Origin of the sequence: Acinetobacter sp. ANC 4178 (assembly GCF_004331175.1) — a bacterium.
Taxonomy (GTDB): Bacteria; Pseudomonadota; Gammaproteobacteria; order Pseudomonadales; family Moraxellaceae; genus Acinetobacter.
The window spans coordinates 807,034-831,696 of sequence record NZ_SJOD01000001.1 but is presented as its reverse complement, the minus strand read 5'-3'; the positions used below and the strand labels follow the sequence as shown (position 1 = coordinate 831,696).

Here is a 24,663-nt window from a genome sequence, read left to right as displayed (position 1 = left end):
ATGGCAATTAAGTTTACGCAAGAACAAATCGATTCATTCATTACAGATCGTGAAGAAGAATTAGCTTTGTGGAATTGGAATAGGTTAAAAGAAAAATTTCCATCGCTTTCCAAAAAATATTTTGATGATGATGAGAAGAAAGGTGTTGATTTTTTACTTCTTGCTCAAACTCGCGTGAAAAAATATTTACATGGTTTAGAAGACGACATCGACTACAACAAATGGCGCGCGGTCTATGGGGAGATTTGCTTCATTGTGAATAAATATAATATTGATGAAGACAAATGGAATAGGGGAATTTTAGAAGAAAGGTTATGGCCCCCATATTTAAGAATAGATGTTTTAGCAGGGATTGTAGAAAGTTGCTTGAATAATTCTGAATCCCAAAAATTCTATGCTGCCTTGGAGAAAGAAACATGGCAGTAGCAGCAGATATAGGTAGTTTTGGTGGATGGGGAACAGTCTCTGAAACGGCAGGTACTGTTGTTAAAACAGGTACTAGAGCAAATCCTATCGGCGCAATATTGATTGGAGTTTTAACCCCATCCACATTAGGTGATGGGACAATTTCAGGAATGCATAATATTAATATTAATGTAGCAGAAGAGGATATAGAGGATAGCCGGTCATCTATTTCACAGGAACAAAAAGATAGAGCATTAGCATCAAGTAAAGCAAAGACTAAAGAGTTAGAAAAATCTTGCAGTAGTAATAATAAAGAATGTAATAAAGGGCAACACAGTGGTCGAATCCAAGCACAAAATGGATATCGCATGATTGTAACTGCAACTGAAGCTGGTAGTGCTTGGACAAATCAACCAGTCCCACCCCCATTACTTTTATGTAAGCAATATGCACTTTCAATGCGTATAGCTATGTTAAAAATAGAAGGGCATAGTAAACCTGATCAAAAAATTAAAAATCCTAATGATTATCATAAAGGTGCAACGAAGGCATATAAAGCTTTAATAAAATGGATGGAACAGAAAGTGCCTTATGGGGTTACTGTTGGTAAACATTCCTTTAGTTTTGATGGAACACATCGTATTGGTGAAGTACGTCCACCTTTAGACTGCCGAAGAATAGATTTAGATGTAATGAAAGGCGAGATATTAAAGAGTTAATTATGAGTAAAATTGAGCAAGTCGTAAATTTCTTTCGTAATCATCCTCGGTTTCCATTTTTAAATTGGAATACTAATTATGATGATTACTGCGCTATGTTTTTATGTTTGACGAATATTTTAAAGTGTTATATCCCAGAAGAATCGTATACAGATTGGTCATATGCTTACGGTTATATGGAGTTCAGAGGAAATCCTGAGGGAATAGTTGATTTTCCACTGACGTGTATAAATTCAAAGTTAGAATTATGTTTATTTTTCGGTCCACGAAAAATTGAACAAATAGAATTAGATGAGTCTTATTTGGGAATTTATGTAACTAGAGATGATCGTTGGGGGGATAGATGGGAAACAAATGCTCCAGAAGATGAGTGGTATAATGGTATTTCTATTTCCTTTGATTTTAATAATTCTTTAGCTTTACAAAAAATAGATATGATTTTGAAAAATATCGTAAAAAAGAAAATGACTTTTAAAGATTTACAATCTTTTGAAGAAAGTAATTTGAATTTTGATGATGAGTGAGTTGTGTAAATATTCAGGCTCACTCTTGAGTTGGTTTTGAAGGAGAGAATAAGACTTTATTTGGTTCTGATAAATTATAGTGCCTTGCTAGATAAGAAACAGCAAAATTGTAGACATATTGACTTATATGTAATGAAAGGTGAAATACTAAGAGTTAATTATGAGTAAAATTGAGCAAGTCGTAAATTTCTTTCGTAATCATCCTCAGTTTCCATTTTTAAATTGGAATACTAATTATGATGATTACTGCGCTATGTTTTTATGTTTGACGAATATTTTAAAGTGTTATATCCCAGAAGAATCGTATACAGATTGGTCATATGCTTACGGTTATATGGAGTTCAGAGGAAATCCTGAGGGAATAGTTGCTTTTCCATTAACATGTAAACTGCCGGAATTAGAATTAGTTATTTTTTTAGGAACAAGAGAAATAATACAACATAATAATGGTGAAGCTTATTTTTCAGTTCAAATAAGTAGAGATGACCGTTGGGGGGATAGATGGGAAACAAATGCTCCAGAAGATGAGTGGTATAATGAGATTGCTATTCTTTTCGACTTTAATAATCCAGTAGCATTACAAAAGATAGATACTATTTTCAAAACAGTTTTTGAAAAGAAAATGACTTTTAAAGATTTAAAATCTTTTGAAGAAAGTAATTTGAATTTTGATGATGAGTGAATTTTCTAAAAATTTAAGCTCACTCTTGAGCTGGTTTTGAAGGAGAGAATAAGACTATATTGGGTTCTGATAACTTATAGCGTCTTGGTAGATAAGAAATGGCAAAATTGTAGACATATTGACTTAGATGTAATGAAAGGTGGAATGTTGAAGAGTTAATTATGTGTATTAGTTCAGATCTAATCAGACATTGATCTTGAAAAAGAGAAAGTTACCCATTTTGATAAAGGTGTCGAATCTTAATCAAACAAAGGTAACTTTCTTATGTTGCATACTAACAATCAAATCATCAAACACAAAGTAGGCTTACTCAATTTAGCCGAAGAACTTCAGGAATGTATCCAGAGCTCGTAAAGTCATGGTTGTCTCTGGAGATACCTTTAACCGTTATCAAGAACTTGTTGAATCAGGTGATGTAGATTCACTCATCATCTACTTGTCGACTCTACTGGCTTAATGTTTCTAGGTGAAGGAGAATGGAAACGAAAGAAACATCACCCTGAATATCGCCGCCAATGGCGTAAATTACATATTGGTATAAATGCTGAAACCTTACAAATACGAGCTGTTCAGCTCACGACCAACATTGTGAGTGATGCACAGGTACTCGGTGATTTACTCAATCAGATTCCACAAGATGAACAACTCCATTCCGTCTATAGTGATGGAGCTTACGATACTAAGCAGTGCCGTCAGGTCATTGCGGATCGGCAAGCACATGTGGTGATTCCACCTAGGAAAAATGCGAAGCCATGGAAAGATACGAAAGTTCATTCGCGAGAGCGAAATGAATTACTTCGAGCAGTTAAACGTTTAGGCGGAACCATATGGAAAAAGTGGTCAGGCTATCATCGCCGAAGTTTGGTTGAAACCAAGATGCATTGCATCAAATTATTGGGGGATAAACTCCGTGCTAGGAACTTTCAAAGCAAAGTGAATGAGATTCATACACGAGTGGCAGTCTTAAATAAGTTTACGGAATTAGGCCGACCACATACTCGAGTTGTAACTTAAATTTGTGTAGATCTGGGTAAATTTAACTTTTTAATGTTTATGCAACAAAGCCGTGACAAATTATAGACATGCGGATTTTAGACTGATGATACAAGAAAAAATTATTGGTAATTCAAGTGCCCAAGATATTTTATTGAGAGAGTTGTCTAAAATAAAATTTTTCCTATTAATGTTAACTTGTGTTTTATTATTAGCATGTAGTCCTTTAGAAAAAAATGATAAGGACGTAGTTGTTAATGATCTAAGTCTAATTAATCTAACATACTCTTATCTAGATGGGTTAAGTGGTGGTATATTTAAATTTGATGTAGTAACAGAAACAAATTTAAGTGATTATTATCAAAGAGAAAAATATAAATATTCACGCTTAAAGTGTGATGGGATTCAAAATTATGTTGTTGTTGGTTCGGTTGATATAGATGAAGGGCGAATTGAAAATAAGAAATATATTTCACAGGGATACTTTAAATTTTGCGAAGATGAGTCAATGAATATCTGTGCAGAAAAAGAGCAAGTTGAAAAAATGCTATTTAAAGATATTTCTTGCAAAATTGTTTTTGGGGGGATTACCCAAAAAAGCAAAACAGTAGCTGATAATATAATAATATCAAAAAATTCTATTATTCAATCTAGTGATAAACGTGAATAGACTATTAAATTAGAACGTAATTTTAACTCGAATCCTACTTAAGCCGATGTTTTCACAAGATGACTCATTGGCTTGTTTGTATAGTAGTATTGTTAGTCATACAAAATTCCGGAAATTATATAGAACAAAAGAAACACAGAATGAATAGAGTGAAGCGTCATAGTGCTGATTTTTATATAATTTTATCTTTTGTAATATAAGGTATCCATGATATTGACTTTGTCCTTTTTTGGCTAAAAAATAGACTTGATAAGAATGATAATCTTGAGTTTCATTCCATTTTTAAAAGCTATGGCAGGTGTAGTGTAGAACGAAAGTTTTCATTACACACTTAACCTCAAAATCGGAGGATATGCCATGAATTTCCTCAAATTTTTAATAACTGCTGGATGTATTTCTTTATTGTCCCCCATGACTTTCGCTATGGATGATTACAACGGTCCTAGTATGGACATGGCAATGCATAGCTCGCATTCCGCCGATGATAAAAAAGCGATGATGAGTGCTATGAGTGCGGCACCAATGAATGTCAGTGCTGAAGCGACCATCGTGGCAATGGATGCCAATGGAAAAATGCGCGTTTTGCGTAAAGGACAAAATAACTTTACCTGCATGCCAGATAACCCTGCATCACCAGGCCCAGACCCGATGTGTATGGACCCCGCCGCATTAGCATGGGCAGAAGCTTGGATTGGTCATAAAAAGCCAGTAGAAGGTAAAATTGGTTTTATGTACATGCTTATGGGAGGGACTGATGCGAGCAATGTTGATCCTTATGCAACCAAGCCAACCGCAAACAATCATTGGCTGCAAACAGGTCCACATGTCATGATTGTGGGTGCATCGCAAAGTTTTTATGATATGTATCCAAAGAGTGCACAGCCTGATACCACAGTCCCTTATATCATGTGGTCAGGTACGCCTTATCAACATCTTATGATTCCTGTGAAATAAGAGGGAAGATCAGTTTTTTTGATCTCTTAAAATTGAAAAAAGCCATGCAATTGTCATAGTTTTTTTCTGCTGAACACATTGGTGCGATTCATTCAGTTATATGTTCTGGATTAAATCTCCAACATTTCAATGTCTGAGTAGGGGCTTAAGTCTGAATATGACTTAAATTAAGCCACGTAACTCATTTGCCGCATGTCTTAATAAGGGTAAAACTTGTTGTATTAAATACTCTTCACTGGTGCGGTTGCTTTGCGACATACAATTAATGGCGGCAATGGTCTGACCTTGTGCATTTAACACGGGTACAGCAAGTGCAATAATCCCCAACTCATGTTCTTCTTTAGAAAGACAATAATCCGATAATGCAACAGTTTCGAGTTCGGCATAAAACTGATTTTTATCGGTAATGGTGAGCGGGGTTAAGCGTTTTAGTCCATATTTATCGACCCAAGTCTGTTGTGTTTCTTTCGATAAAGCGGCCAATAAAACTTTACCTGTTGAAGTGGCATGTGCAGGCAGGCGATTGCCCAAATGCATACCATATGGATTGACCCGAAACTGATCTTGTTGTGGGAGATAGCTTCGGGCAATCGGTACCACTTCATGTTCATCCAGAACGACCATGGAAAAGGTCAGAGAAGTCTGTGCACACAATAAATTCAGTAAAGATTGTGCCACTTTAGGAAGATGAGCCGAGCTTAAATAAGCACTGGAAAAACGTAAGACTCGCGGGGTTAACCAAAAATAATGTTCATCACTGTCTAAATATCCTAAAAACTTTAAAGTTTTTAAATGGCGTCGTGTAGCAGTCCGGCTGATGCCCGTGCGTTCAGCCACTTGGGTCACATTCAGGCGCTGCCGATCTACCCCAAAAGCTTCTAAAATATGTAAACCTTTAGCTAATCCTGCAATGTAGTCCGCCTGCGGAATAACCTCTTCAGACAGCGGATGCAACAGATGATCTTGTTCAGTGTTCATGCTGCTTTTTCCAAATATTGACATGGTTTTGTCCGATATACGGACAACTCTAATGATATACGGTCAATTTAAAAATAGCGATATAGCTCAAAAAAACATCCCAGCGTAATCTGAAATTAGGAACGAACAAGGATGAACAGCATGGAAATTGTAAAAACCAAAGTCGCAATTATTGGTTCAGGTCCTGCAGGGCTGTTACTCGGACAGTTACTTTATAAAGCAGGCATTGATCATATTATTATTGAGCAGCGCAGTGCCGACTATGTGTCATCGCGTATTCGCGCAGGGATTTTAGAGCAAGTTTCGGTTGATTTATTGACCGAAGCAGGTGTTGATCAAAATCTGAAAGCGCATGGTTTACCACATTCAGGCATTGAAATTTTGACCCAAGGACAAAAGCATCGACTGGATTTAGCTGCGCTGACAGGTGGTAAGCATGTGACCGTATATGGTCAGACTGAAGTGACCAAAGATTTAATGCAGGCCCGTGAGCAAGCGGGTTTAAGCGCATACTATGAAGCACACAATGTGCAGGTTGATGATTTTTATACGCAGCCGAAAGTCACTTTTGAATATCAGAACCAGTCATATCAAATTGAGTGTGATTTTATTGCAGGTTGTGATGGTTATCATGGCGTGTGCCGCGCCAGTGTACCTAAAGATAAGATTAAAACTTTTGAAAAAGTCTATCCTTTTGGCTGGTTGGGGGTGCTGGCCGATGTACCGCCTGTGGCCGATGAATTGATTTATGTACAGTCGGAGCGTGGCTTTGCCTTGTGCAGTATGCGTTCAGAAATGCGCAGCCGTTATTATTTACAAGTGCCATTAACCGATCATGTCGATAACTGGTCTGATGAACAGTTTTGGGATGAATTGAAAAACCGCCTAGACCCTGAAAGTCGAGAAAAACTCGTCACAGGTCCATCCATTGAAAAAAGCATTGCACCATTACGTAGTTTTGTGACCGAACCGATGCGTTTTGGCAAACTCTTTTTGGCAGGCGATGCGGCGCATATTGTCCCACCAACAGGTGCGAAAGGTCTGAATTTGGCAGCTTCTGACATCGCTTATTTATCCAGTGCTTTAATTCAGTATTACTTAGATGGCTCCGAGCAGGGCATTGAGGAATATTCGGAAAAATGTTTACAACGGGTGTGGAAAGCTGAACGTTTTTCTTGGTGGATGACGCATTTATTGCATCGTTTTGAAACCGAAAGTGAGTTTGATCATAAGATTAAACAAGCAGAATTGAGTTATGTCCTTGGCTCATTGGCAGGACAAACCACATTGGCGGAAAATTATGTCGGTTTACCTTATGAAATTAAGCGTTTAAGTGAATTTCAGCAGGCCAGTTAACCCTTTTTTGTAGCCATTTATAAGGGAGCATAATGCTCCCTTATTTGTTTTAAATACCGTGAAAGACTGAGTCAGCCATCCTGAGGATGTAGCGGGGTCGTAAGCGTTAGTTGGTAAAATGCGGCATCTAACCAGCGTCCAAATTTAAATCCTGCTTGTCGAATTGTACCCGAATGGGTAAAGCCGAGCTTTTGATGTAACTGAATACTGGCGGTATTATCTGCATCAATACATCCGACTAGCACATGTAATTGTTGTTGCTGTGCTTTTTCAATTAGGGTTTGCATCAATATTTTACTCAGCCCACCACCACGATGTGCATGGTGAATATAAACGCTGTGTTCGACGGTATATTTATAGGCAGGAAAAGCTCTGAAGCTTCCCCATGTCGAGAAGCCGAGTAATTTTCCAGTCGAATTAACGATGCCAAGCACAGGAAAATTTTGCTCTCGTTTGATGGCAAACCACGACTGCATACTTTGTAATGTACGTGGTTGATAGTCATATAGAGCGGTGGAATTCAGTATCGCTTCATTCAGAATCTCTAAAATAGCGGCTGCGTGCTCGGTTTCATTGCAGTCAATCAGTTTTAATTCGGTTGCTGAGACTTCATTTTGTGACATCACAGGCTCCAAGCAGAGGTAAGGGGCGTATATTTATGGGGTTTTTCTATCTTCAATCGCTAAAACATAGCGACAAGGTTCTGCACTAGGATTGCTAAAAATAATGGGATGATCTAAAAGCATAGCCAGAGAATCACCTTGAAGGAGTTGATAGCATTGCTCTCCCAATTGAATATCAAGTTGCCCGTCAATGATCCAAATTTGCTGTTGAATGGCCTGATCACGTTGAGGCAGATCATAGGTGATACGCCCCTGTGCGGGAAAAAGCACTTCGACCAGTTGCGTTGAAGTTTTTAAACCCTGAGGGGTGAGGCTACGCCGAATATAGCCAGATTCAGGATCTTGCCAAACGGGTTGCTCGGCATGGCGTAGTAAAGGATTGAACGGTTGTGTGTTTGTTGCACCGTTAAATAAACTGGCCAGTGAAACGCCTAGCCCATTCGCAAGCTTATCGAGTACCACAGCAGTGGGGTTTGCCGCCGCACGTTCAATCATAGAAATCATGGCGCGACTGACATTACTGCGTGCAGCGAGTTCTTCCAAGGTATAACCACGTGCTAGACGCAATTCACGAATACGCTGTGAGATCTGTTGATGAATATCCATGTCAGGATCTGATAAGAATTTAAAATCCAGTATATTGGAAATAATTTAAGATACTAGATTTTTACCGCAAAATGATGCCAATCAATATCCTGAAGATACAGTTTCGAAGATGGGAAGCGAGATCAATCAACAGTCGATCATTTACATCTATTTAAAAATCATCAGGAAGTGCGAATAAAGCTAAGATGGAATATGCTTGAAATCTTATTGCAAAATCACTAACTACTTGGACATCTATTCTTATTTCATCTGGACATTTTTTTCTGTTTTAGGGTTAAATGAGACTACACAAAACCGTGGAACTTTGATTATTTATTGATCGTGGAACATGAAAAATCACTAAAAAGCTGTTCCAGTGCGATGAACCCTAGAACAGCTTTGACTAAGATATTGTTGCTTAAAGGAAAATTTCAAGCATTACCTATAACGTGCATTATGTTAATTTTAGGAAAGTTTAACTATAAAATAAAATGTTAGGCTAGTGATTCATCATAAGTAATTTCAAATAATAGAGTCACTTTATGCTTAAAAAAATTATCTTAAGTTTTTTCTTAGGTTTATCTAATGTAGCTATCGCAAAAAGCGTAGCATTAAGTTTCGATGATGGTTTAGATCCATCAATTAATTCAGAAGCCCAACAAATCAATGAGAATATTTTAAGTGCCTTAAAACAAAATAAAATTCATGCAATCTTTTATCCCAGTATAAGTAAAATTGGAGGAGCAGAAGGGCTGAATATTGTTTCTAATTGGGGGAAACAAGGACATCGTATTGGTAATCATGGAAATTTACATCTAAATCTGAATAAAAATGAAGTGAATTTATCTGATTATTTACAAGACATGCAGGAAGGTCATCAAGCCTTTTCTTCATTAGAAGGCTTTGTACCACGTTATCGCTTTCCATTTCTTAAAGAGGGAAATACTCTAGAAAAAAGGGATGGTGTACGAAAATGGCTTACTACCAATAACTATCAATCTGGTGCTGTTAGCATTGATGCTAGTGATTGGTATTACAACCAATTATTTTTGAAATATCAGCAAGAAAAAGATCAAGCAAGCTTGGAAAAATTAAAACAAGCCTATATTTTCCATCTACTTGATCGAGCAAAATATTACGCTAATTTAGCGCTAGAAACATTAGGACGTTCACCAAAGCATGTGCTTTTACTTCATGTTAGAGCGATTAATGCAGCTTGGCTAAGAGACATCATCAATTCCTTCAAGGCAGAAGGTTGGGAATTTATTGATAGTGATACAGCTTATCAAGATGCTATTTATAAAGTTCAGCCAAACTTATTGCCTGCTGGTGAAAGTATCATATGGAATATTGCACAAATTTATGGTGTTAAAAATTTACGTTATCCAGCTGAAGATGCTCCATATGAATATCCAAATTTGAAAAAAAATGGTTTGAATATTACCCATTAGATCATGCTATTTAACATAATGGCGGGTATACGAAATCAAAATGTTAGAACCCATTTAAAGTGTCCAAGTTAGATACGACTCTCTGTTCATTGGTTTGTGAGATTTGGTGTCTATTAGAAGAAGAGTATGCATCTTATAAAGTAAACGGGTGTAGAAGTGATTTCTGCTCAATGATAGGTTGAAAATAGACTGATCCAAGGCGTCTTATCGTGAGTAAATAAAAAAGCGAAAGGCAAACCTTTCGCTGTATAGATTGAATGTCACATCGTTATTGTGCGTGTTCAGCCTGTTTTTCCACTTGAATACTGTCACGATAATATTGGCAGCCTTTGTACAGTAAGAATGTACCGAGTACGCCTGCTACAGCATTCACAATTGAAATTGAATTGCCCACCATCACGGTATTTTGGAAATATTTATCGGTAATTAAAGCAACTGCCGTAGTTCCAATACCTAAAGCAATCAAGTTTGACACCAAAAGGAACTTGGCTGAGACTTGGGCACGTAATTGGTTGGGCGTGAGCATTTGGGTGGCTGCCGCTGATGCTGGAATTGGAAAAGTCGAGAAGAACATCGCCACAAAAATCAGGGCAAAGGATAAGTACATATTATCGACTTGGGTGAATAATACACTTGGAATAATTAGGGCGGCACAGCCAATCATGCCACTACGAATGGCTGCATCGCTATAACCACGTTTAGAGAAAAAGTCGATCAACCATCCGCAGAATAATGCGCCCGAGGTATTAGCAATCAAAATAATCGTGCCAAGGATGTAACCTGTTTGGCTAGCATCTAAACCATGATTACGCATATAGAAGGCGGGTGCCCAACCGAGTAATGCGTACAGCATCATGGTGTAAAAAGAGAAGCCGATAAAATGACAGAAGAAAGTCTTTTTATGGGTTTTAATAAAGGCGATCGAATTTTTGAAAGAGGCTTTTAGCACTTGACCATCTTGACCAATTTTCAAACCCTTACGTTCAGGTTCCCGCACAGTCAGAATCATCAGTAAGGCCAATAAAACCCCTGGTAAGCCGACCAGCATAAAAGTGAGTTGCCAAGTTTTAATTTCGCCAATCAGTGGTAGCGTCACCAAGTTCACATTCTTGAGTAAACCAATCACATACCCCCCAATTAAAAAGGCAAGCCCCGAACCAATGAATGCGCCAATGGCATACAGACCTAAGGCACGCCCCAGTTTTTCCTTTGGAAATAAGTCGGCAACAATGGAATAGAAGGCAGGAGAAAGTGCTGCTTCACCTGCACCCACACCAAGGCGAGACAGGAACATTTGCAGAAAATTCTTGCTTAGACCGCAGGCCGCCGTAGCAAAACTCCAGAAGGCAATCCCAATTGCAATAATTTTAATCCGAGATTTTTTGTCGGCAAGGGCTGCAATCGGTACACCCATAACAGCATAGAACAATGAAAATGCTAAACCTTGCAACAAGCTGAATTGGGTGTCACTCAGCATTAGGTCATGCTTAATTGGTTCAATCATCAAGGATAAAATTTGACGATCTACAAAAGAAAGAATGTAGGCCACCATACAAATGACCACCACATACCAATGGTAGGCACTGCTACGAGTTTGCGCCGTTTCATCATGCGTAGGCGAATGGTCTGAAACTGGGCTGTGTTCAAAATTTTGTGCTTCTGGTTGAATCGTCCTTTCAACCAGTTCTATATCGATGGATTTATCGTTCATCACGCAACTTCCTGTGCTGACTGTTTGAGTTAATTTGATACTTTTATATTTATTTTTGTTTTTATTATGTATCTTCTTATTTTTAATCTACGGGTTAAATCAGGCGGGGTCAATCACTTTGTGATTAAAAGATACATTTATTTTGTATTATAAAAAAAAGAGAATCATATGATTCTCTTTTATTATACATCAGACTTAGGCAGCCCGTTCAACCAAGGTCAAAATATCATAGGTGGCCACCAATTCATTACGCTGGTTTTTCACTTTAATGTCCCAAACCACGACACCATGAGGTTTTTGTTTGGGGTCACGTAAAGGTTTCGGTGTTTTTTGCTTACAGGTCAATTCGACTTGAATGGTATCGCCAATTTTTACGGGTTCGACAAAACGCAGGTTATCCATACCATAGTTGGCAATCACTGGACCTGCAGCGGCATCGACAAACAGACCTGCTGCTGCGGACACAATAAAGTAACCATGCGCTACACGATCTCCAAACAGCGAATCTGCCGCAGCAATTTTATCCATGTGTGCATAGAAATGGTCGCCACTTAAGCAGGCAAAGTTGACGATATCTGCTTCGGTGACGGTACGACGTGCGGTGAGTAAACGTTCACCCACGCGCAGTTCATCAAAGTCTTTTTTGAACGGATGTACGCGGTCTTCAAACACTTGCGCACCTGCTGTCCAGCTATGACCAACTTGAGTCAGGGCATTGGGTGAACCTTGTAAAGCGGTACGTTGCATGTAGTGTTTGACTGCACGTAAACCACCGAGTTCTTCACCGCCACCCGCACGTCCTGGACCACCATGCACCAAGTATGGAAGTGGCGAACCGTGACCTGTACTTTCTTTCGCGCTTTCAGCATCTAAAATATGTACACGACCATGCCATGGGGCAATTTTGGTAATTAAAGCTTCAATGTTTTCATCGACATTACGCACTACGGATGCCACCAAGCTGCCTTCACCACGCGCCACCAAATCTGCCAATTCAGCTAGATTTTGGTAGGGCATAAGGGTAGAAACTGGACCAAATGCTTCCACTTCGTGAATATGTTTGGCTTCGGTAGGTTGTTCACAGACCAATAAAGTTGGTGGATAAAAAGCGCCTTTTTCAGGATTTTTTGCTTGAATTTCGAAGTCTTTGCGTAAGTGGCCGCCAAGTACAACTTTGGCATCTTGGCTGAGTTGTTCCACTTTTTCCGCAACGCTAAACTTTTGTTTCACACTCGCCAATGCACCCATGGTGACACCTTCAAGCTCAGGATCACCTACTACCACTTTTTGTAGTTTAGCCACTAAGCGTGTTTGTACGGTTTCGAGTAAAGCTGCTGGTACAAAGGCACGACGGATCGCCGTACATTTTTGTCCTGCTTTGGTGGTCATTTCACGGAACACTTCACGCACAAATAAATCAATGGTTTCGTCGTTGGCTTGTTCGGTCAAAATCGCACTGTTGACAGAATCGGCTTCCATACAGAATGGAATTGAGTATTGGTTTAAGTGTGGATTCGCGCGCAGGCTTTGACCAGTCGCTGCTGAACCAGTGAAGGTAACGGTATCTTGTGGGTTTAATTGTTCAATTAAATCATAAATTTGACCACAGATTAACTGGAGTGAACCCACTGGTAAGAAGCCACTTGCCAAGATATCTTTCACCACCGCATGGGTAAGCTCAGCACCTTCAGTTGCAGGTTTCACAATACATGGCACACCCGCCAAGAGGGTTGGTGCAATTTTTTCTAGCATGCCCCAAATTGGGAAGTTAAAGGCATCAATATGCAGTGCTACACCTGCTTTAGAGGTCAGAATATGTTTAGCACCAAAATTGCCGTGTTTAGACAATGGAATCCATGCATCTTCAACCAAAGCCGTTTCATCACTGAGTTCACGACGCACAAGGCTTGAGTAAGCAAATAAAGTCCCAATGCCGCCTTCGACATCAATCCATGCATCTTTACGGGTACAGCCCGTTGCTTTAGCCAGTTCGTAATAGTGTTCTTTACGCTCCAATAAATATTGTGCCACTTGTTTCAGAGCATTAGCGCGTTGGTGGAAAGTCCATGTGGCAATTTCTGCGCCTTGCTTTTTCGCATATTCCACAATGGCTTTGGTGTTAATGCCGTGGCTACTGACTTGGTAAATCGCTTCACCTGTAATGGCATGATAAACCGTACGTAATTCCGCTTGAGAAGAATATTCCTGCCCATACACCAACGAACTCAGGGTTTTAAGCGTCTGAGTTTGGTGGTCTTCAGTTGTATCGTGTTGCTCCACTGAGTTGTTGTCTAACTCTAGCATGGTAAAACTCCTTTTATGATACGTTTTAAACTGTTTTTTAATTTTGATGTTTCATAATTTGGTATTAAAACGTGTAAAAGTCAATCGTAATTCGTATGAGAAAAATTCAAAATAAAAAATAAACTTAAATAAATACATTTAAAACAATAATTTAAATAAGAATGTGAGTTTTAATTAAATGATACCTAAAAATTAATATTGATTTTATTTTTGTATCGTTTTAATTTAATTGTATCGACACTTGGGATAAGTGAGGGAAAAATGAATAACCAACAACAAGCTTTTGATCAGCGCATTGAAAAGGACATTTCAATTGAGCCAAAGGATTGGATGCCAGATGCTTACCGTAAAACTTTAATTCGCCAAATTGGTCAACATGGACACTCTGAAGTCGTAGGGATGTTGCCAGAAGGGAACTGGATTACACGGGCGCCAACCTTAAAACGTAAAGCCGTATTGTTGGCGAAAGTCCAAGATGAAGCAGGGCATGCGTTATACCTCTACAGTGCCGCCGAAACTTTAGGTGCAGACCGTGATGACATGATGGACAAGCTCATTGCGGGTCGGATGAAATATTCATCGATTTTTAACTATCCAACGCTTACTTGGGCAGATGTTGCTGCGATTGGCTGGTTGGTGGATGGTGCTGCAATTGTGAATCAGGTTGCGCTTTGCCGTACTTCATATGGTCCTTATGCGCGTGCCATGGTGCGTATTTGTAAAGAAGAAAGCTTCCATCAGCGTCAAGGTTTTGAAGCCATGATGCAATTGGCGAATGGCACCGAAGAGCAAAAGCAAATGGCGCAAGATGCCGTCAATCGTTTTTGGTGGCCAGCCCTGATGATGTTTGGCCCGAGTGATGATAATTCTCCAAACAGCGCACAGAGTATGCAATGGAAAGTCAAACTCTTCAGTAATGATGTCTTGCGTCAAAAATTTGTCGACAACACCGTACCGCAAGTGCTGCAACTTGGTTTAAGCGTTCCAGATCCAGACTTAAAGTTCAATGAAGACACAGGTCATTACGAATTTGGTGAAGTGAATTGGGATGAATTCTTTGACGTACTTGCAGGCAAAGGCCCATGTAACCACGAGCGTATCGAAGCGCGTCGTAAAGCATGGGAAGGCGGTGCATGGGTACGTGAATCTGCCGCAGTGTATGCCAAGAAACAGCAAGAACAGCAGCAAGCACAGAAAGTTGCTTAATTCAGATCAGAGATGAAGGGAAATAAGGTCATGGATAACAAAAATAACTGGTCACTTTACGAAGTATTTGTGCGTAGTAAACAAGGTTTAAGTCATCGTCATGTCGGTAGTATTCGTGCTCCAGATGATGAAGTGGCATTGCAAAATGCACGCGATGTCTATACCCGTCGCAATGAAGGCATCAGTATCTGGGTGATTAAATCTGAACTGATCACGTCTTCTCAGCCAGATGAAAAACCAGAATTTTTCGATCCGTCTTTAGACAAGGTTTATCGCCATCCAACGTTTTATAACATTCCAGATGGCATTGAGCACATGTAAGGGAAGGGAGAAAAAACATGAGTAAACAAGTTTTAGCAGAATTCCTATTACATGTCGGTGATAGTCAACTGATTTTGTCACACCGTTTGGCTGAATGGTGTGGACATGCGCCGGAGTTAGAACTCGATATTGCTTTAGCCAATATTGGTCTGGATTTACTAGGTCAGGCTCGTACAGCTTTAAGTCTGGCAGGTCAGATTGAAGGTTTAGGTCGTGATGAAGACCAACTGGCGTATTTCAGAACAGAACGTGAATACCGTAATTTATTGTTGGCTGAACAGCCAAATGGTGATTTTGCTCAAACCATCGTACGTCAATGGTTGATGGATCATTACCACGCATTGTTGTTGGCAGCGTTAACCAACAGCAACCATGCCGATGTTTCTGCCTTTGCGCTCAAATCTTTAAAAGAAGTGAAATATCACCTGCGCTTCTCAACCACATGGATGGAGCGTTTGAGCTTGGGCACTGGCGAAGCACATGAAAAAACTCAAAATGGTTTAAACCAGTTGTGGCGTTTTACTCAAGAATTGTTCCAACTAAGCGCGGCTGAAATGCAGTTGGTGAATACAGGTTTAATTCCAAATCTTGAAATTTTAAAAGATCAATGGCTTGAGATTGTGCAATCAGAACTTGTCCGTATGCAACTCAGTCTTCCAGAGACTGGTGCCTATCGAAGTGGTGCAAAACAAGGACTGCACACGGAACACTTAGGTTACATCCTCGCAGAAATGCAATACATACAACGTTCATATCCAAATATGACTTGGTAAAACGAAATCACAGGGAGTGAGTCGTATGAATTTAATTCGACATGTCGCAGATGAATGCTGGAGTGTTTTGGCTCAGGTCTCTGATCCTGAAATTCCAGTTTTGTCGGTACTCGATTTAGGCATGATTCGTGGTGTTGAACTCAACGCGCAGAATGAAATTGTCGTGCGACTCACGCCAACCTATAGCGGTTGCCCTGCGACAGATGTTTTAACGGCAGATATTACCCAAGCTTTTGCAGCCAAAGGTTTGACCCCAGTAAAAGTGGTAGTAGATCTTTCCGAAGTGTGGACTACGGATTGGATGAGTGAAGCGGGTAAAGAAAAATTGCAGCAATATGGCATTGCACCGCCGCAGGGGAATGCTCACAGTTGTGGTACGCATGTCGCTTTGACCGATGGTATTCAGTGTCCGCGTTGCCACAGTCTGCACACCAAATTATTAAGTGAATTTAGTTCGACAGCATGTAAAGCCTTATATCGTTGCCAAGACTGCTTAGAACCTTTCGATTATTTCAAGTGCATTTAATTCAAGACATTTCCAAAGAACCCATGTCTCACACATTGAAAAATCGAAAAGAAAGAGGGAATTTTAGATGAGCCAATTTGTACCATTAACGATTAAATCTATTCAGCCTCAAACTGAACAGGCAATTTGCATTGCATTTGATTTGGCACCTGAGCAGTTCGCTGCATTTGAATATCAACCAGGACAACACTTAACGATTCGTCATATGACGGATGACGGTGAGCTGCGTCGTTGTTACTCCATTTGTAGCGATGTCGCGGAAGACATGAGTATTGCGATCAAGAAAATTGATCAAGGTCAATTTTCAACATGGGCCAATAATCACTTAAAAGCTGGCGATGTACTTGAAGTGATGCCACCGCAAGGCGTGTTCTTCCAAAAAGCCGCCAAAGTGGGTGGTCAAAATTACCTTGGTTTTGCTGCGGGCAGTGGTATTACCCCAATTTTATCGATTGTGAAATCGGTTTTAAACCGTCAAGCGGATGCACAGTTCACGTTGGTCTATGGTAACCGTTCTTGGAAACAAACCATGTTTGCAGAACAAATCATGGATTTAAAAGATCGTTTTAAAGAGCGTTTACAACTGATCAATATCTTTTCTCGTGAAATGAACGACAGTGAAATTTTTAACGGTCGCATTGACGCAGAAAAATTACAACAACTGTTCAAGGCTGAATTGATTCAGGCAGACACAGATCATTGCTTTGCCTGCGGTCCAGAAGAAATGATGACAGCGGTGGAAACAGTGCTGCCAGAATTCGGTATTGAACGCAGCAAAATTCACACCGAACGCTTTAACACGGGCACAGCACCACGAGCGACAGCACAGCAAATCGAAAGCCGCAATGAAGAAAAGGTCAACATTATTCTGGATGGTCGTGAACTGATCATTGAAGTGTCTAAACAAGATGACAGCATTTTAGATGCAGCGCTTCGTGCAGGTGCGGACTTGCCGTATGCCTGTAAAGGCGGTGTCTGTGCAACCTGTAAATGTAAGGTGCTGGAAGGTCAGGTCGAAATGGCGATCAACTACAGCCTTGAACAAGATGAAGTTGAGAAAGGTTATGTGTTGAGCTGTCAGGCATTACCGACTTCAGCCAATGTTCGTTTGAGCTTTGACGCATAAGCCCGAACAAGGAGCGGTAAGATGGAATACATTAAAACCAGTTCTCCAAAATCAGGCGTAGCACTGATTGAACTGAATCGACCTGAAAAACGCAATGCCTTAAACAATGCCACCTTGCAAGAAATTGCTGACTGCCTGCAACAGTTAGAAGCAGATTCGTCGGTCAAAGCGGTGGTGATTACAGGTAATTCACAATGTTTTGCCGCAGGTGCAGACTTAAATGAATTGTCTAAGCTAGATGTGGTCAGTATTCAGCAAGACCTGCGCCCACAATTGTGGAAGCGTATTGATGAGTTTTCTAAACCCTTAATTATGGCAATTAATGGTTATGCCTTTGGTGCGGGTTTTGAGCTGGCACTGCATGGTGACATCGTGCTTGCGGGTGAAAATGCACAATTTGCTTTACCTGAAATTGGCTTAGGCATGTTGCCAGGTGCAGGTGGTACACAGCGTTTAGCACGTTTGGTGGGACAGCAACTCACCATGCGTTGGGCAATGACAGGTGAAATGATTTCTGCACAAACCGCGCTGCAACATGGCATTACTAGCCAAGTGTGTCCAGTGGGCTTAACTGTGCAATACGCCGTGGAATTGGCGGAAAAAATTGCCAAACAAGCGCCATTGGCGATTCGTGTCATCAAGCAATCTTTAAAATCGATTCATGAAGTGACTTTAAGTCAAGGCTTAAAGCTAGAACGTCAGCATTTTGTTTGGTTGGCGGCAACACAAGATCGTCAAGAAGGCATCAATGCCTTTTTAGAGAAAAGAAAACCAGAATTTAGAGGTGTGTAATGGAATACCAAACCGTAATCGTTGAAGAAAAAAATGCAGTGGGCTATCTCACTTTTAACCGTCCACAACAACTTAACAGCTTTAATGAAACCATGCACAAAGAAGTATCGAGCGTACTCAAAGCATGGTCGAAAGACAGCAATATTCGTGCAGTGGTGATTTCGGCAGAAGGTCGTGGTTTCTGTGCAGGTCAGGACTTAAATGACCGTGTGGTGGACCCCAATGCAGACGCGCCCGATTTAGGCTTGTCGATTGAAAAATATTACAACCCGTTGATCAAACTGATTACTGAAATGCCTAAACCTGTGATCTGTGCCGTGAATGGTGTTGCAGCAGGTGCGGGTGCCAACATTGCTTTGGCTTGTGACTTGGTGGTTGCTGCAAAATCAGCATCATTTATCCAAGCGTTTTGCCGCTTAGGCTTGGTTCCAGATTCTGGTGGCACATGGTTCCTGCCACGCTTGGTGGGTCGTGCGCAGGCAATGGGCTTAGCCATGTTGGGCGATAAAATTCCAGCAGAGCAAGCGGTGCAATTAGGCATGATTTGGCAAGTGGTTGAAGATGATGCCTTGAAAGCAGAATCACAAAAACTGGCTGAACATTTGGCAAAACAACCGACTTATGGTTTATCCCTGATTAAGAAAGCCATTCATGCGGCTGCACACAATAATTTAGATGATCAGTTGATTCTAGAACGTGATTTACAGCGTTTGGCAGGTCGTTCAAGTGATTACCGTGAAGGCGTACAAGCCTTTATGCAAAAGCGCACCCCAGAATATAAAGGTTGCTAAAACATGGATAAGATCAATTTACAGCAAGCGCCTGTCGCTGTAATTGGTGCAGGTACCATGGGAATTGGTATCGCCCAATTGGCCGCGATGCATGGGCATCCAACCTTTGTATATGATGTGGATGTCAGTAAAACTGAAGCTGCATTACAACAACTTGCTGCGCAACTGACGAAACGTGTGCAAGCTGGAAAAATGACGCAGGAACTGTATGACAGCACCTTTGCCAATTTAAGCATTGCACAGGAATTGTCACAGTTAGCATCCGCACAATTGATTATTGAAGCGGTTGTGGAAAAGAAAGAAGTCAAGCAAAGCTTATTTCAACAGTTGGCCGAAGTGTGTTCTAAAGAAACAATTTTTGCATCGAATACCTCTTCAATTTCGATTACAGCCATTGCGGCTGCAATTCCGCACCCAGAGCGTGTCGTTGGGTTACATTTCTTTAACCCCGCACCTGTGATGAAATTGGTAGAAATTATTCGTGGCTTAAAAAGTTCAGCAGCGATTGCCGATGCTTTGTTGGAACTGATGACCTCGTGGAAAAAAGTACCCGTCTTGGCAAAATCTACCCCAGGTTTTATTGTGAATCGTGTGGCACGTCCATATTATGCGGAAGCCTTCCGAGCGTTACAGGAAAATGTCACACGCCCTGAACAATTAGATTTTATTCTGCGTGAATGTGGCCGCTTTGCCATGGGACCGTGTGAATTGACTGATTTAATTGGTCAGGATGTCAATTTTTCGGTCACACAAAGTGTTTATCAAGAATTCTTTTATGAGCCACGTTATCGTCCATCGCTGATTCAAAAAGAATTGGTCGATGCCGGTTGTTTGGGTCGTAAAACCCAACAAGGTTTTTACGATTATGCGCAAGCAACGCCAAGCCCACAGTTTGAATTGCCTGTGCGTTATGCCAAATCGGTTGAGAAATTGGCGGTCACGGTCAAAGGTGATTGGAAACATTCTTCAGGCTTGATTCAACGCTTGGCACATGCTTCGCATCTTGAAGTGAAGTATCAAGAAGGCGTGCAGGATGAAATCCTAGTCGGTGAAGTTTCAATCCGTCTTTCATTGGGCGAGTCGGTTGATTTGGATTATGCAGATCAGAAAGTCGTGTTGATGGATTGGCATGCAGATTGGGCGCAAGCCAAAGCGATTCCTGTTGTAGCTTCAGTGGCATGTTCGGAAGTTGATCAGTCCATTGTTGATATTTTGTTCATTGGTATGGATGTGATACCACTTTGGACACAGGATCATGCAGGACTTTATGTGTTACGAACTATTTCCATGTTGGTGAATGAAGCATGTGAAGCAGTTTTACATGGAATTGCATCTGAGCAAGATATTGATTCTGCAATGAAATATGGTGTGAATTATCCACAAGGTCCGTTCCAGTGGGCGGAAAAAATTGGATACAACACTATTTTACAAATTCTTAAAAATCTGTATCGTGTTTATGGTGAAGAACGCTACAGACCAAGTATATATTTAGCGAAGAAAACTGCACGAGGACAGGTGCAAAACAGCCCGCAATCACAACAATTTCTTATTGCAGGCTAAAGGAAGAAGACAAATGGAACAAGTTTATATTTTAGACGGCATTCGTACACCGATTGGTCGCTATGCAGGTGGTTTAAGTGGCATTCGTGCCGATGATTTGGCCGCATTACCGATTCAATATTTGAAAAATCAACATCCGCATTTGCCTTGGGAAGAATTGGATGAGGTGATTTTAGGTTGTGCCAACCAAGCAGGTGAAGATAACCGTAATGTCGCGCGTATGGCATCCTTATTGGCGGGTTTACCCGATTCAGTTCCTGCAATTACCGTGAACCGTTTATGCGCTTCTGGTTTAGATGCGGTAGGACTTGCAGCACGTGCCATTAAATCGGGAGAAGTCCAGTTTGTATTGGCAGGTGGTGTAGAGTCGATGAGCCGTGCACCATTTGTACAATCTAAAGCGACGACTGCATTTAGCCGTACGCCTGAAATCTTCGATACCACCATTGGCTGGCGTTTTATCAATCCAAAATTTAAAGCCACTTTTGGTGTGGATAGCATGCCTGAAACGGCTGAACACGTGGCGGAAAAGTATCAAATTAGTCGTGATGATCAAGACTTATTTGCCTACCGCAGTCAGCAAAAAACCGCACTGGCACAGCAAAATGGTATTTTGGCAGAAGAAATTTTGCCTGTGACCATTCAAGACCGTAAGAAAAATAGCATTACGATTGCGAGTGATGAGCACCCACGTGCAGATACCACAGTCGATACACTGGCTGCTTTAAAAGCCCCTTTCCGTAAAGAAGGCGGTTCGGTGACTGCGGGTAATGCCTCAGGTGTCAATGATGGCGCAGCTTGTATGTTATTGGGTAGTCAAGAATTTGCATCTAAACATGGCTTAAAACCATTGGCGAAAGTGGTGGCAATTGCCCAAGCAGGTGTTGAAGCCAAATATATGGGCATTGGTCCTGTGCCTGCGGTACAAAAAATCTTGAAGCAAACGGGCTTAAGTCTTGATCAAATGGATGTGATTGAACTGAATGAAGCCTTTGCAGCGCAGTCACTTGCCGTGATGCGTGAATTGGGTTTGCAAGACGATGATCAGCGTGTCAATCCAAATGGTGGTGCCATTGCATTGGGTCATCCACTGGGAATGAGTGGAACCCGTTTGGTGATTACTGCGATGAAAGAACTTAAACGACGCAAAGGAAAATATGCACTCTGCACCATGTGTGTCGGTGTAGGACAGGGTGTCGCACTGATTATAGAAAATGTGGATTAAGGACTTCATTCCAAAATGAATTAACTCGCAGTCAGGAAGACTGCTTAAGGAATTAACAATATGAATAACAATGCAATGGAAAAAATTGAAACGGTATCAGTGGATGAATTACGTAGTGTGCAATTGGAGCGCATGAAAAAGACACTGCAACACGCCTATCAAAATAGCCCAGTCTATAAAAAGAAATTTGATGAAGCAGGGGTACATCCTGATGATTTCAAATCTTTAGAAGACTTGGCAAAATTTCCGTTCACCACCAAAAAAGATTTACGTGATAACTATCCGTTTGGCATGTTCGCAGTACCACAAGAACAGATTATCCGTATTCATGCATCATCGGGTACAACAGGTCAGCCGACTGTTGTAGGGTATACCCAAAATGACATTAATGTCTGGTCAGACGTGGTCGCGCGCTCATTACGTGCAGCAGGATTGTCGAATAAAGATATTATTCAAGTGTCTTATGGCTACGGTCTGTTTACAGGTGGTCTGGGTGCGCATTATGGCGTAGAACGTTTGGGTGCAACCGTGATTCCTATGTCTGGTGGTCAAACTGAGCGCCAAGCGCAATTGATTCAGGACTTTAAGCCGACAGCGTTGATGGTGACGCCATCGTACTGCTTAAATATTATTGAAGCATTAGAAAAGAAATTTGGTACCGCAAAAGATTGCTCTATTAAAACAGGCATTTTTGGTGCTGAACCGTGGACCAATGAAATGCGCCGTGAGATTGAAGATCGTTTAGGCATTGATGCCTTGGACATTTATGGCTTATCCGAAGTGATGGGGCCGGGCGTTGCGATGGAATGCCTAGAAAGTAAAGACGGTCCGACCATTTGGGAAGATCACTTCTATCCAGAAATTATTCACCCTGAAACAGGTGAAGTGCTCCCAGATGGTGAGTTGGGCGAGTTAGTATTCACGACCATTACCAAAGAAGGCATGCCCGTGATTCGCTACCGTACCCGCGATTTGACCCGCTTATTGCCGGGGACTGCGCGCCCTATGCGCCGTATGGATAAAATTGTGGGTCGTAGTGATGACATGATGATTATTCGTGGCGTAAATGTGTTCCCATCACAAATTGAAGAGCAAATTTTGCACATTCCGCAATTGGTGCCGAACTACCAAATTCAAATTTGCAAACAAGGACACTTGGATACTTTGCATATTCGTGCTGAAATGCGTAGAGATGTGAGTGAAACATTGACGCCGCAAATCGCCGCTTTATTGAAAGCCCAAATTAAAACCATGGTCGGTATTTCAGTCATGGTTGAAATTTTACCAGAAGGCAGCCTGCCACGTTCTGAGGGGAAAGCGCAACGCGTCTTTGATATTCGAAAATCGGCATAAGTTTTAGTTGAATGATAGATCTCATGATTTATCATTCTGATCTGACAAGGTAATAGTTGAACGAAATGAATCTAAAATTAAAACAAGTTATTGATGATTTCATTAGCAACGAAGCACTGAGCGGTACCTCGCTGATTATGACCATCTTTGGTGACTGTATTTTTCACCGTGGTGGCATTATTAGTCTGGCCAGCTTAATTCAGTTAATGGATGTGTTTGGTTTTAACGAGCGTTCAGTTCGTACAGCCGTATTTCGCCTTGTCCAAAATGGTTGGCTGATTTCCGAGAAAATTGGACGCACCAGTTACTACCGTGTCACGGAAAGCAGTCGCCAACGTTTCATTATGGCAGACCAGAAAATTTATAGTTTTACTCAACAAGAGTGGGACCAAAAATGGGATCTGGTCTTACTCAGTTCGGTGGAACTGGAAAATAAAGTCACCTTGAAAAAAGAGTTGGAATGGCTCGGTTTTGCCAATATCGCTACCAATGTTATGGCATATCCCGGCTGTGATCATCTGAAATTACAAAATCTGTTGCTCAGCTTAAAAATGACCGATCAAGTGGTAATCTTTAAAGCAGAAGCCTTGCAGTTATGGCAAGAGTCTTATCCAACGGTAAAACGTATGGTCGAAATCAATTGGCCAGTACAAGAGCTGCATCAGCGTTATGAAAAGTTCATCAGTGATTTCAGAGAATTCTTTAATTTGGTCGAAAGCGAAGAAGAATTGAATCCGATGCAAGCGTTTCAGATTCGTATTCTATTGATTCATCAATATCGTCGAATTTTACTGAAAGATCCAAATTTACCTTTTGAATTATTGCCATCGAACTGGCTGTCGCTCAATTCACGTAATTTAAGCAGTAATCTGTATCAAACCGTGGTGCTGGCAGGGGATGAATTCTTCCTCGACATCGCACGGACGTCTGAAGGTTCAATGCCACCTGCACATCCACAATTCTATAAGCGTTTTGGTGGCTTAAAGCAGGAAGAGCCGAGTTACTAAGCTTAAATATAGCCCTACAGTTTAAGGA

The 24,663-nt window shown here is 40.9% G+C and carries 24 protein-coding genes and 2 pseudogenes; 21 read left to right on the top strand and 5 right to left on the bottom strand.

Annotated elements, in window-relative coordinates:
• The 8 genes and pseudogenes from E0H87_RS03915 to E0H87_RS03875 all read left to right on the top strand — a co-directional run bounded on the left by E0H87_RS03915 (position 1) and on the right by E0H87_RS03875 (position 4,947).
• Entirely contained in the window at positions 1-426 is a 426-nt protein-coding gene (locus E0H87_RS03915; protein WP_033847080.1) for a hypothetical protein, read from the top strand.
• Positions 417-1,124: a hypothetical protein gene (locus tag E0H87_RS03910; protein ID WP_131322394.1), complete on the top strand. Its 708-nt coding sequence runs from the start codon at positions 417-419 to the stop codon at positions 1,122-1,124. The genes E0H87_RS03915 and E0H87_RS03910 overlap by 10 nt, the downstream gene beginning before the upstream one ends.
• Before the next feature lie 2 nt (positions 1,125-1,126).
• Positions 1,127-1,648, top strand: coding sequence for a hypothetical protein (locus E0H87_RS03905; RefSeq protein ID WP_131322393.1), 522 nt, complete (start codon positions 1,127-1,129; stop codon positions 1,646-1,648).
• Between the two features lie 160 nt (positions 1,649-1,808).
• Positions 1,809-2,330 (top strand): hypothetical protein, encoded by a 522-nt coding sequence (locus E0H87_RS03900; RefSeq protein ID WP_131322392.1) that lies wholly within the window; start codon positions 1,809-1,811, stop codon positions 2,328-2,330.
• A 264-nt stretch (positions 2,331-2,594) separates the two neighbouring features.
• A pseudogene (locus E0H87_RS03895) lies at positions 2,595-2,760 on the top strand (helix-turn-helix domain-containing protein); the annotation flags it as partial.
• Positions 2,760-3,344 (top strand): annotated as a pseudogene (locus tag E0H87_RS03890) (IS5 family transposase); the annotation flags it as partial. The pseudogenes E0H87_RS03895 and E0H87_RS03890, both read left to right, overlap by 1 nt.
• A gap of 85 nt (positions 3,345-3,429) precedes the next feature.
• A complete protein-coding gene (locus tag E0H87_RS03880) occupies positions 3,430-3,993 on the top strand; it encodes a hypothetical protein (RefSeq protein WP_227547299.1) in 564 nt (187 codons plus the stop codon).
• Positions 3,994-4,350: 357 nt separating this feature from the next.
• Positions 4,351-4,947, top strand: coding sequence for a hypothetical protein (locus E0H87_RS03875; protein ID WP_131322391.1), 597 nt, complete (start codon positions 4,351-4,353; stop codon positions 4,945-4,947).
• Between the two features lie 162 nt (positions 4,948-5,109).
• Here the strand turns inward: E0H87_RS03875 and E0H87_RS03870 are convergent, their stop codons facing one another.
• A complete protein-coding gene (locus E0H87_RS03870) occupies positions 5,110-5,925 on the bottom strand; it encodes an IclR family transcriptional regulator (RefSeq protein ID WP_131322390.1) in 816 nt (271 codons plus the stop codon).
• Positions 5,926-6,066: 141 nt separating this feature from the next.
• Between E0H87_RS03870 and pobA the strand changes: the two genes are divergently transcribed.
• Positions 6,067-7,281: a 4-hydroxybenzoate 3-monooxygenase gene (gene pobA / locus E0H87_RS03865; protein ID WP_131322389.1), complete on the top strand. Its 1,215-nt coding sequence runs from the start codon at positions 6,067-6,069 to the stop codon at positions 7,279-7,281.
• 71 nt (positions 7,282-7,352) lie between these two features.
• Here pobA and E0H87_RS03860 read toward each other — a convergent pair whose 3' ends face one another.
• Positions 7,353-7,904, bottom strand: coding sequence for a GNAT family N-acetyltransferase (locus tag E0H87_RS03860; RefSeq protein ID WP_131322388.1), 552 nt, complete (start codon positions 7,902-7,904; stop codon positions 7,353-7,355).
• A gap of 33 nt (positions 7,905-7,937) precedes the next feature.
• Complete coding sequence (locus tag E0H87_RS03855) at positions 7,938-8,510, bottom strand: helix-turn-helix domain-containing protein (RefSeq protein ID WP_131322387.1); 573 nt, start codon at positions 8,508-8,510, stop codon at positions 7,938-7,940.
• Between the two features lie 521 nt (positions 8,511-9,031).
• On the opposite strand from E0H87_RS03855, the gene E0H87_RS03850 reads away from it, so the two are divergent.
• On the top strand, positions 9,032-9,940 hold the full coding sequence (locus E0H87_RS03850; RefSeq protein ID WP_131322386.1) for a polysaccharide deacetylase family protein: 909 nt from the start codon (positions 9,032-9,034) through the stop codon (positions 9,938-9,940).
• Positions 9,941-10,208: 268 nt separating this feature from the next.
• On the opposite strand, the gene E0H87_RS03845 is transcribed toward E0H87_RS03850, so the two are convergent.
• Positions 10,209-11,654, bottom strand: a complete 1,446-nt coding sequence (locus tag E0H87_RS03845; RefSeq protein ID WP_171458329.1) for a spinster family MFS transporter — start codon at positions 11,652-11,654, stop codon at positions 10,209-10,211.
• A 192-nt stretch (positions 11,655-11,846) separates the two neighbouring features.
• Positions 11,847-13,955 (bottom strand): phenylacetic acid degradation bifunctional protein PaaZ, encoded by a 2,109-nt coding sequence (paaZ, locus tag E0H87_RS03840; RefSeq protein WP_131322384.1) that lies wholly within the window; start codon positions 13,953-13,955, stop codon positions 11,847-11,849.
• A gap of 261 nt (positions 13,956-14,216) precedes the next feature.
• On the opposite strand from paaZ, the gene paaA reads away from it, so the two are divergent.
• From paaA to paaX, 11 genes are all read left to right on the top strand, one after another.
• On the top strand, positions 14,217-15,161 hold the full coding sequence (gene paaA, locus E0H87_RS03835; RefSeq protein ID WP_131322383.1) for a 1,2-phenylacetyl-CoA epoxidase subunit PaaA: 945 nt from the start codon (positions 14,217-14,219) through the stop codon (positions 15,159-15,161).
• A 30-nt stretch (positions 15,162-15,191) separates the two neighbouring features.
• Complete coding sequence (paaB, locus tag E0H87_RS03830) at positions 15,192-15,482, top strand: 1,2-phenylacetyl-CoA epoxidase subunit PaaB (RefSeq protein ID WP_131322382.1); 291 nt, start codon at positions 15,192-15,194, stop codon at positions 15,480-15,482.
• Between the two features lie 17 nt (positions 15,483-15,499).
• Positions 15,500-16,255: a 1,2-phenylacetyl-CoA epoxidase subunit PaaC gene (paaC, locus tag E0H87_RS03825; RefSeq protein WP_131322381.1), complete on the top strand. Its 756-nt coding sequence runs from the start codon at positions 15,500-15,502 to the stop codon at positions 16,253-16,255.
• Between the two features lie 25 nt (positions 16,256-16,280).
• The gene (gene paaD / locus E0H87_RS03820; protein WP_131322380.1) at positions 16,281-16,781 is read left to right on the top strand and encodes a 1,2-phenylacetyl-CoA epoxidase subunit PaaD; all 501 of its coding nucleotides are present in this window, start codon (positions 16,281-16,283) and stop codon (positions 16,779-16,781) included.
• A gap of 67 nt (positions 16,782-16,848) precedes the next feature.
• Positions 16,849-17,907 (top strand): 1,2-phenylacetyl-CoA epoxidase subunit PaaE, encoded by a 1,059-nt coding sequence (gene paaE / locus E0H87_RS03815; RefSeq protein WP_131322379.1) that lies wholly within the window; start codon positions 16,849-16,851, stop codon positions 17,905-17,907.
• Between the two features lie 21 nt (positions 17,908-17,928).
• Positions 17,929-18,699, top strand: coding sequence for an enoyl-CoA hydratase-related protein (locus tag E0H87_RS03810; protein ID WP_131322378.1), 771 nt, complete (start codon positions 17,929-17,931; stop codon positions 18,697-18,699).
• Positions 18,699-19,490, top strand: a complete 792-nt coding sequence (gene paaG / locus E0H87_RS03805; protein ID WP_016167092.1) for a 2-(1,2-epoxy-1,2-dihydrophenyl)acetyl-CoA isomerase PaaG — start codon at positions 18,699-18,701, stop codon at positions 19,488-19,490. The genes E0H87_RS03810 and paaG overlap by 1 nt, the downstream gene beginning before the upstream one ends.
• 3 nt (positions 19,491-19,493) lie before the next feature.
• On the top strand, positions 19,494-21,050 hold the full coding sequence (locus E0H87_RS03800) for a 3-hydroxyacyl-CoA dehydrogenase (protein WP_131322377.1): 1,557 nt from the start codon (positions 19,494-19,496) through the stop codon (positions 21,048-21,050).
• Between the two features lie 13 nt (positions 21,051-21,063).
• On the top strand, positions 21,064-22,275 hold the full coding sequence (pcaF, locus tag E0H87_RS03795; protein ID WP_131322376.1) for a 3-oxoadipyl-CoA thiolase: 1,212 nt from the start codon (positions 21,064-21,066) through the stop codon (positions 22,273-22,275).
• A 60-nt stretch (positions 22,276-22,335) separates the two neighbouring features.
• Entirely contained in the window at positions 22,336-23,628 is a 1,293-nt protein-coding gene (gene paaK / locus E0H87_RS03790; protein WP_131322375.1) for a phenylacetate--CoA ligase PaaK, read from the top strand.
• 65 nt (positions 23,629-23,693) lie between these two features.
• The gene (gene paaX, locus E0H87_RS03785) at positions 23,694-24,635 is read left to right on the top strand and encodes a phenylacetic acid degradation operon negative regulatory protein PaaX (protein ID WP_131322374.1); all 942 of its coding nucleotides are present in this window, start codon (positions 23,694-23,696) and stop codon (positions 24,633-24,635) included.
• The last annotated feature ends 28 nt before the right edge of the window (positions 24,636-24,663 follow it).

Excerpts from the sequence above, each read along its gene's own strand:
- pobA (WP_131322389.1), top strand. The coding sequence starts at position 6,067 with ATGGAAATTGTAAAAACCAAAGTCGCAATTATTGGTTCAGGTCCTGCA.
- paaB (WP_131322382.1), top strand. The coding sequence starts at position 15,192 with ATGGATAACAAAAATAACTGGTCACTTTACGAAGTATTTGTGCGTAGT.
- E0H87_RS03855 (WP_131322387.1), bottom strand. The coding sequence starts at position 8,510 with ATGGATATTCATCAACAGATCTCACAGCGTATTCGTGAATTGCGTCTA.
- pcaF (WP_131322376.1), top strand. The coding sequence starts at position 21,064 with ATGGAACAAGTTTATATTTTAGACGGCATTCGTACACCGATTGGTCGC.
- E0H87_RS03900 (WP_131322392.1), top strand. The coding sequence starts at position 1,809 with ATGAGTAAAATTGAGCAAGTCGTAAATTTCTTTCGTAATCATCCTCAG.
- E0H87_RS03860 (WP_131322388.1), bottom strand. The coding sequence starts at position 7,904 with ATGTCACAAAATGAAGTCTCAGCAACCGAATTAAAACTGATTGACTGC.
- E0H87_RS03800 (WP_131322377.1), top strand. The coding sequence starts at position 19,494 with ATGGATAAGATCAATTTACAGCAAGCGCCTGTCGCTGTAATTGGTGCA.
- paaK (WP_131322375.1), top strand. The coding sequence starts at position 22,336 with ATGAATAACAATGCAATGGAAAAAATTGAAACGGTATCAGTGGATGAA.
- paaC (WP_131322381.1), top strand. The coding sequence starts at position 15,500 with ATGAGTAAACAAGTTTTAGCAGAATTCCTATTACATGTCGGTGATAGT.
- paaE (WP_131322379.1), top strand. The coding sequence starts at position 16,849 with ATGAGCCAATTTGTACCATTAACGATTAAATCTATTCAGCCTCAAACT.
- E0H87_RS03810 (WP_131322378.1), top strand. The coding sequence starts at position 17,929 with ATGGAATACATTAAAACCAGTTCTCCAAAATCAGGCGTAGCACTGATT.
- E0H87_RS03910 (WP_131322394.1), top strand. The coding sequence starts at position 417 with ATGGCAGTAGCAGCAGATATAGGTAGTTTTGGTGGATGGGGAACAGTC.
- paaX (WP_131322374.1), top strand. The coding sequence starts at position 23,694 with ATGAATCTAAAATTAAAACAAGTTATTGATGATTTCATTAGCAACGAA.
- E0H87_RS03850 (WP_131322386.1), top strand. The coding sequence starts at position 9,032 with ATGCTTAAAAAAATTATCTTAAGTTTTTTCTTAGGTTTATCTAATGTA.
- E0H87_RS03870 (WP_131322390.1), bottom strand. The coding sequence starts at position 5,925 with ATGAACACTGAACAAGATCATCTGTTGCATCCGCTGTCTGAAGAGGTT.
- E0H87_RS03915 (WP_033847080.1), top strand. The coding sequence starts at position 1 with ATGGCAATTAAGTTTACGCAAGAACAAATCGATTCATTCATTACAGAT.
- paaD (WP_131322380.1), top strand. The coding sequence starts at position 16,281 with ATGAATTTAATTCGACATGTCGCAGATGAATGCTGGAGTGTTTTGGCT.
- paaA (WP_131322383.1), top strand. The coding sequence starts at position 14,217 with ATGAATAACCAACAACAAGCTTTTGATCAGCGCATTGAAAAGGACATT.
- E0H87_RS03880 (WP_227547299.1), top strand. The coding sequence starts at position 3,430 with ATGATACAAGAAAAAATTATTGGTAATTCAAGTGCCCAAGATATTTTA.
- paaZ (WP_131322384.1), bottom strand. The coding sequence starts at position 13,955 with ATGCTAGAGTTAGACAACAACTCAGTGGAGCAACACGATACAACTGAA.
- E0H87_RS03905 (WP_131322393.1), top strand. The coding sequence starts at position 1,127 with ATGAGTAAAATTGAGCAAGTCGTAAATTTCTTTCGTAATCATCCTCGG.
- E0H87_RS03875 (WP_131322391.1), top strand. The coding sequence starts at position 4,351 with ATGAATTTCCTCAAATTTTTAATAACTGCTGGATGTATTTCTTTATTG.
- paaG (WP_016167092.1), top strand. The coding sequence starts at position 18,699 with ATGGAATACCAAACCGTAATCGTTGAAGAAAAAAATGCAGTGGGCTAT.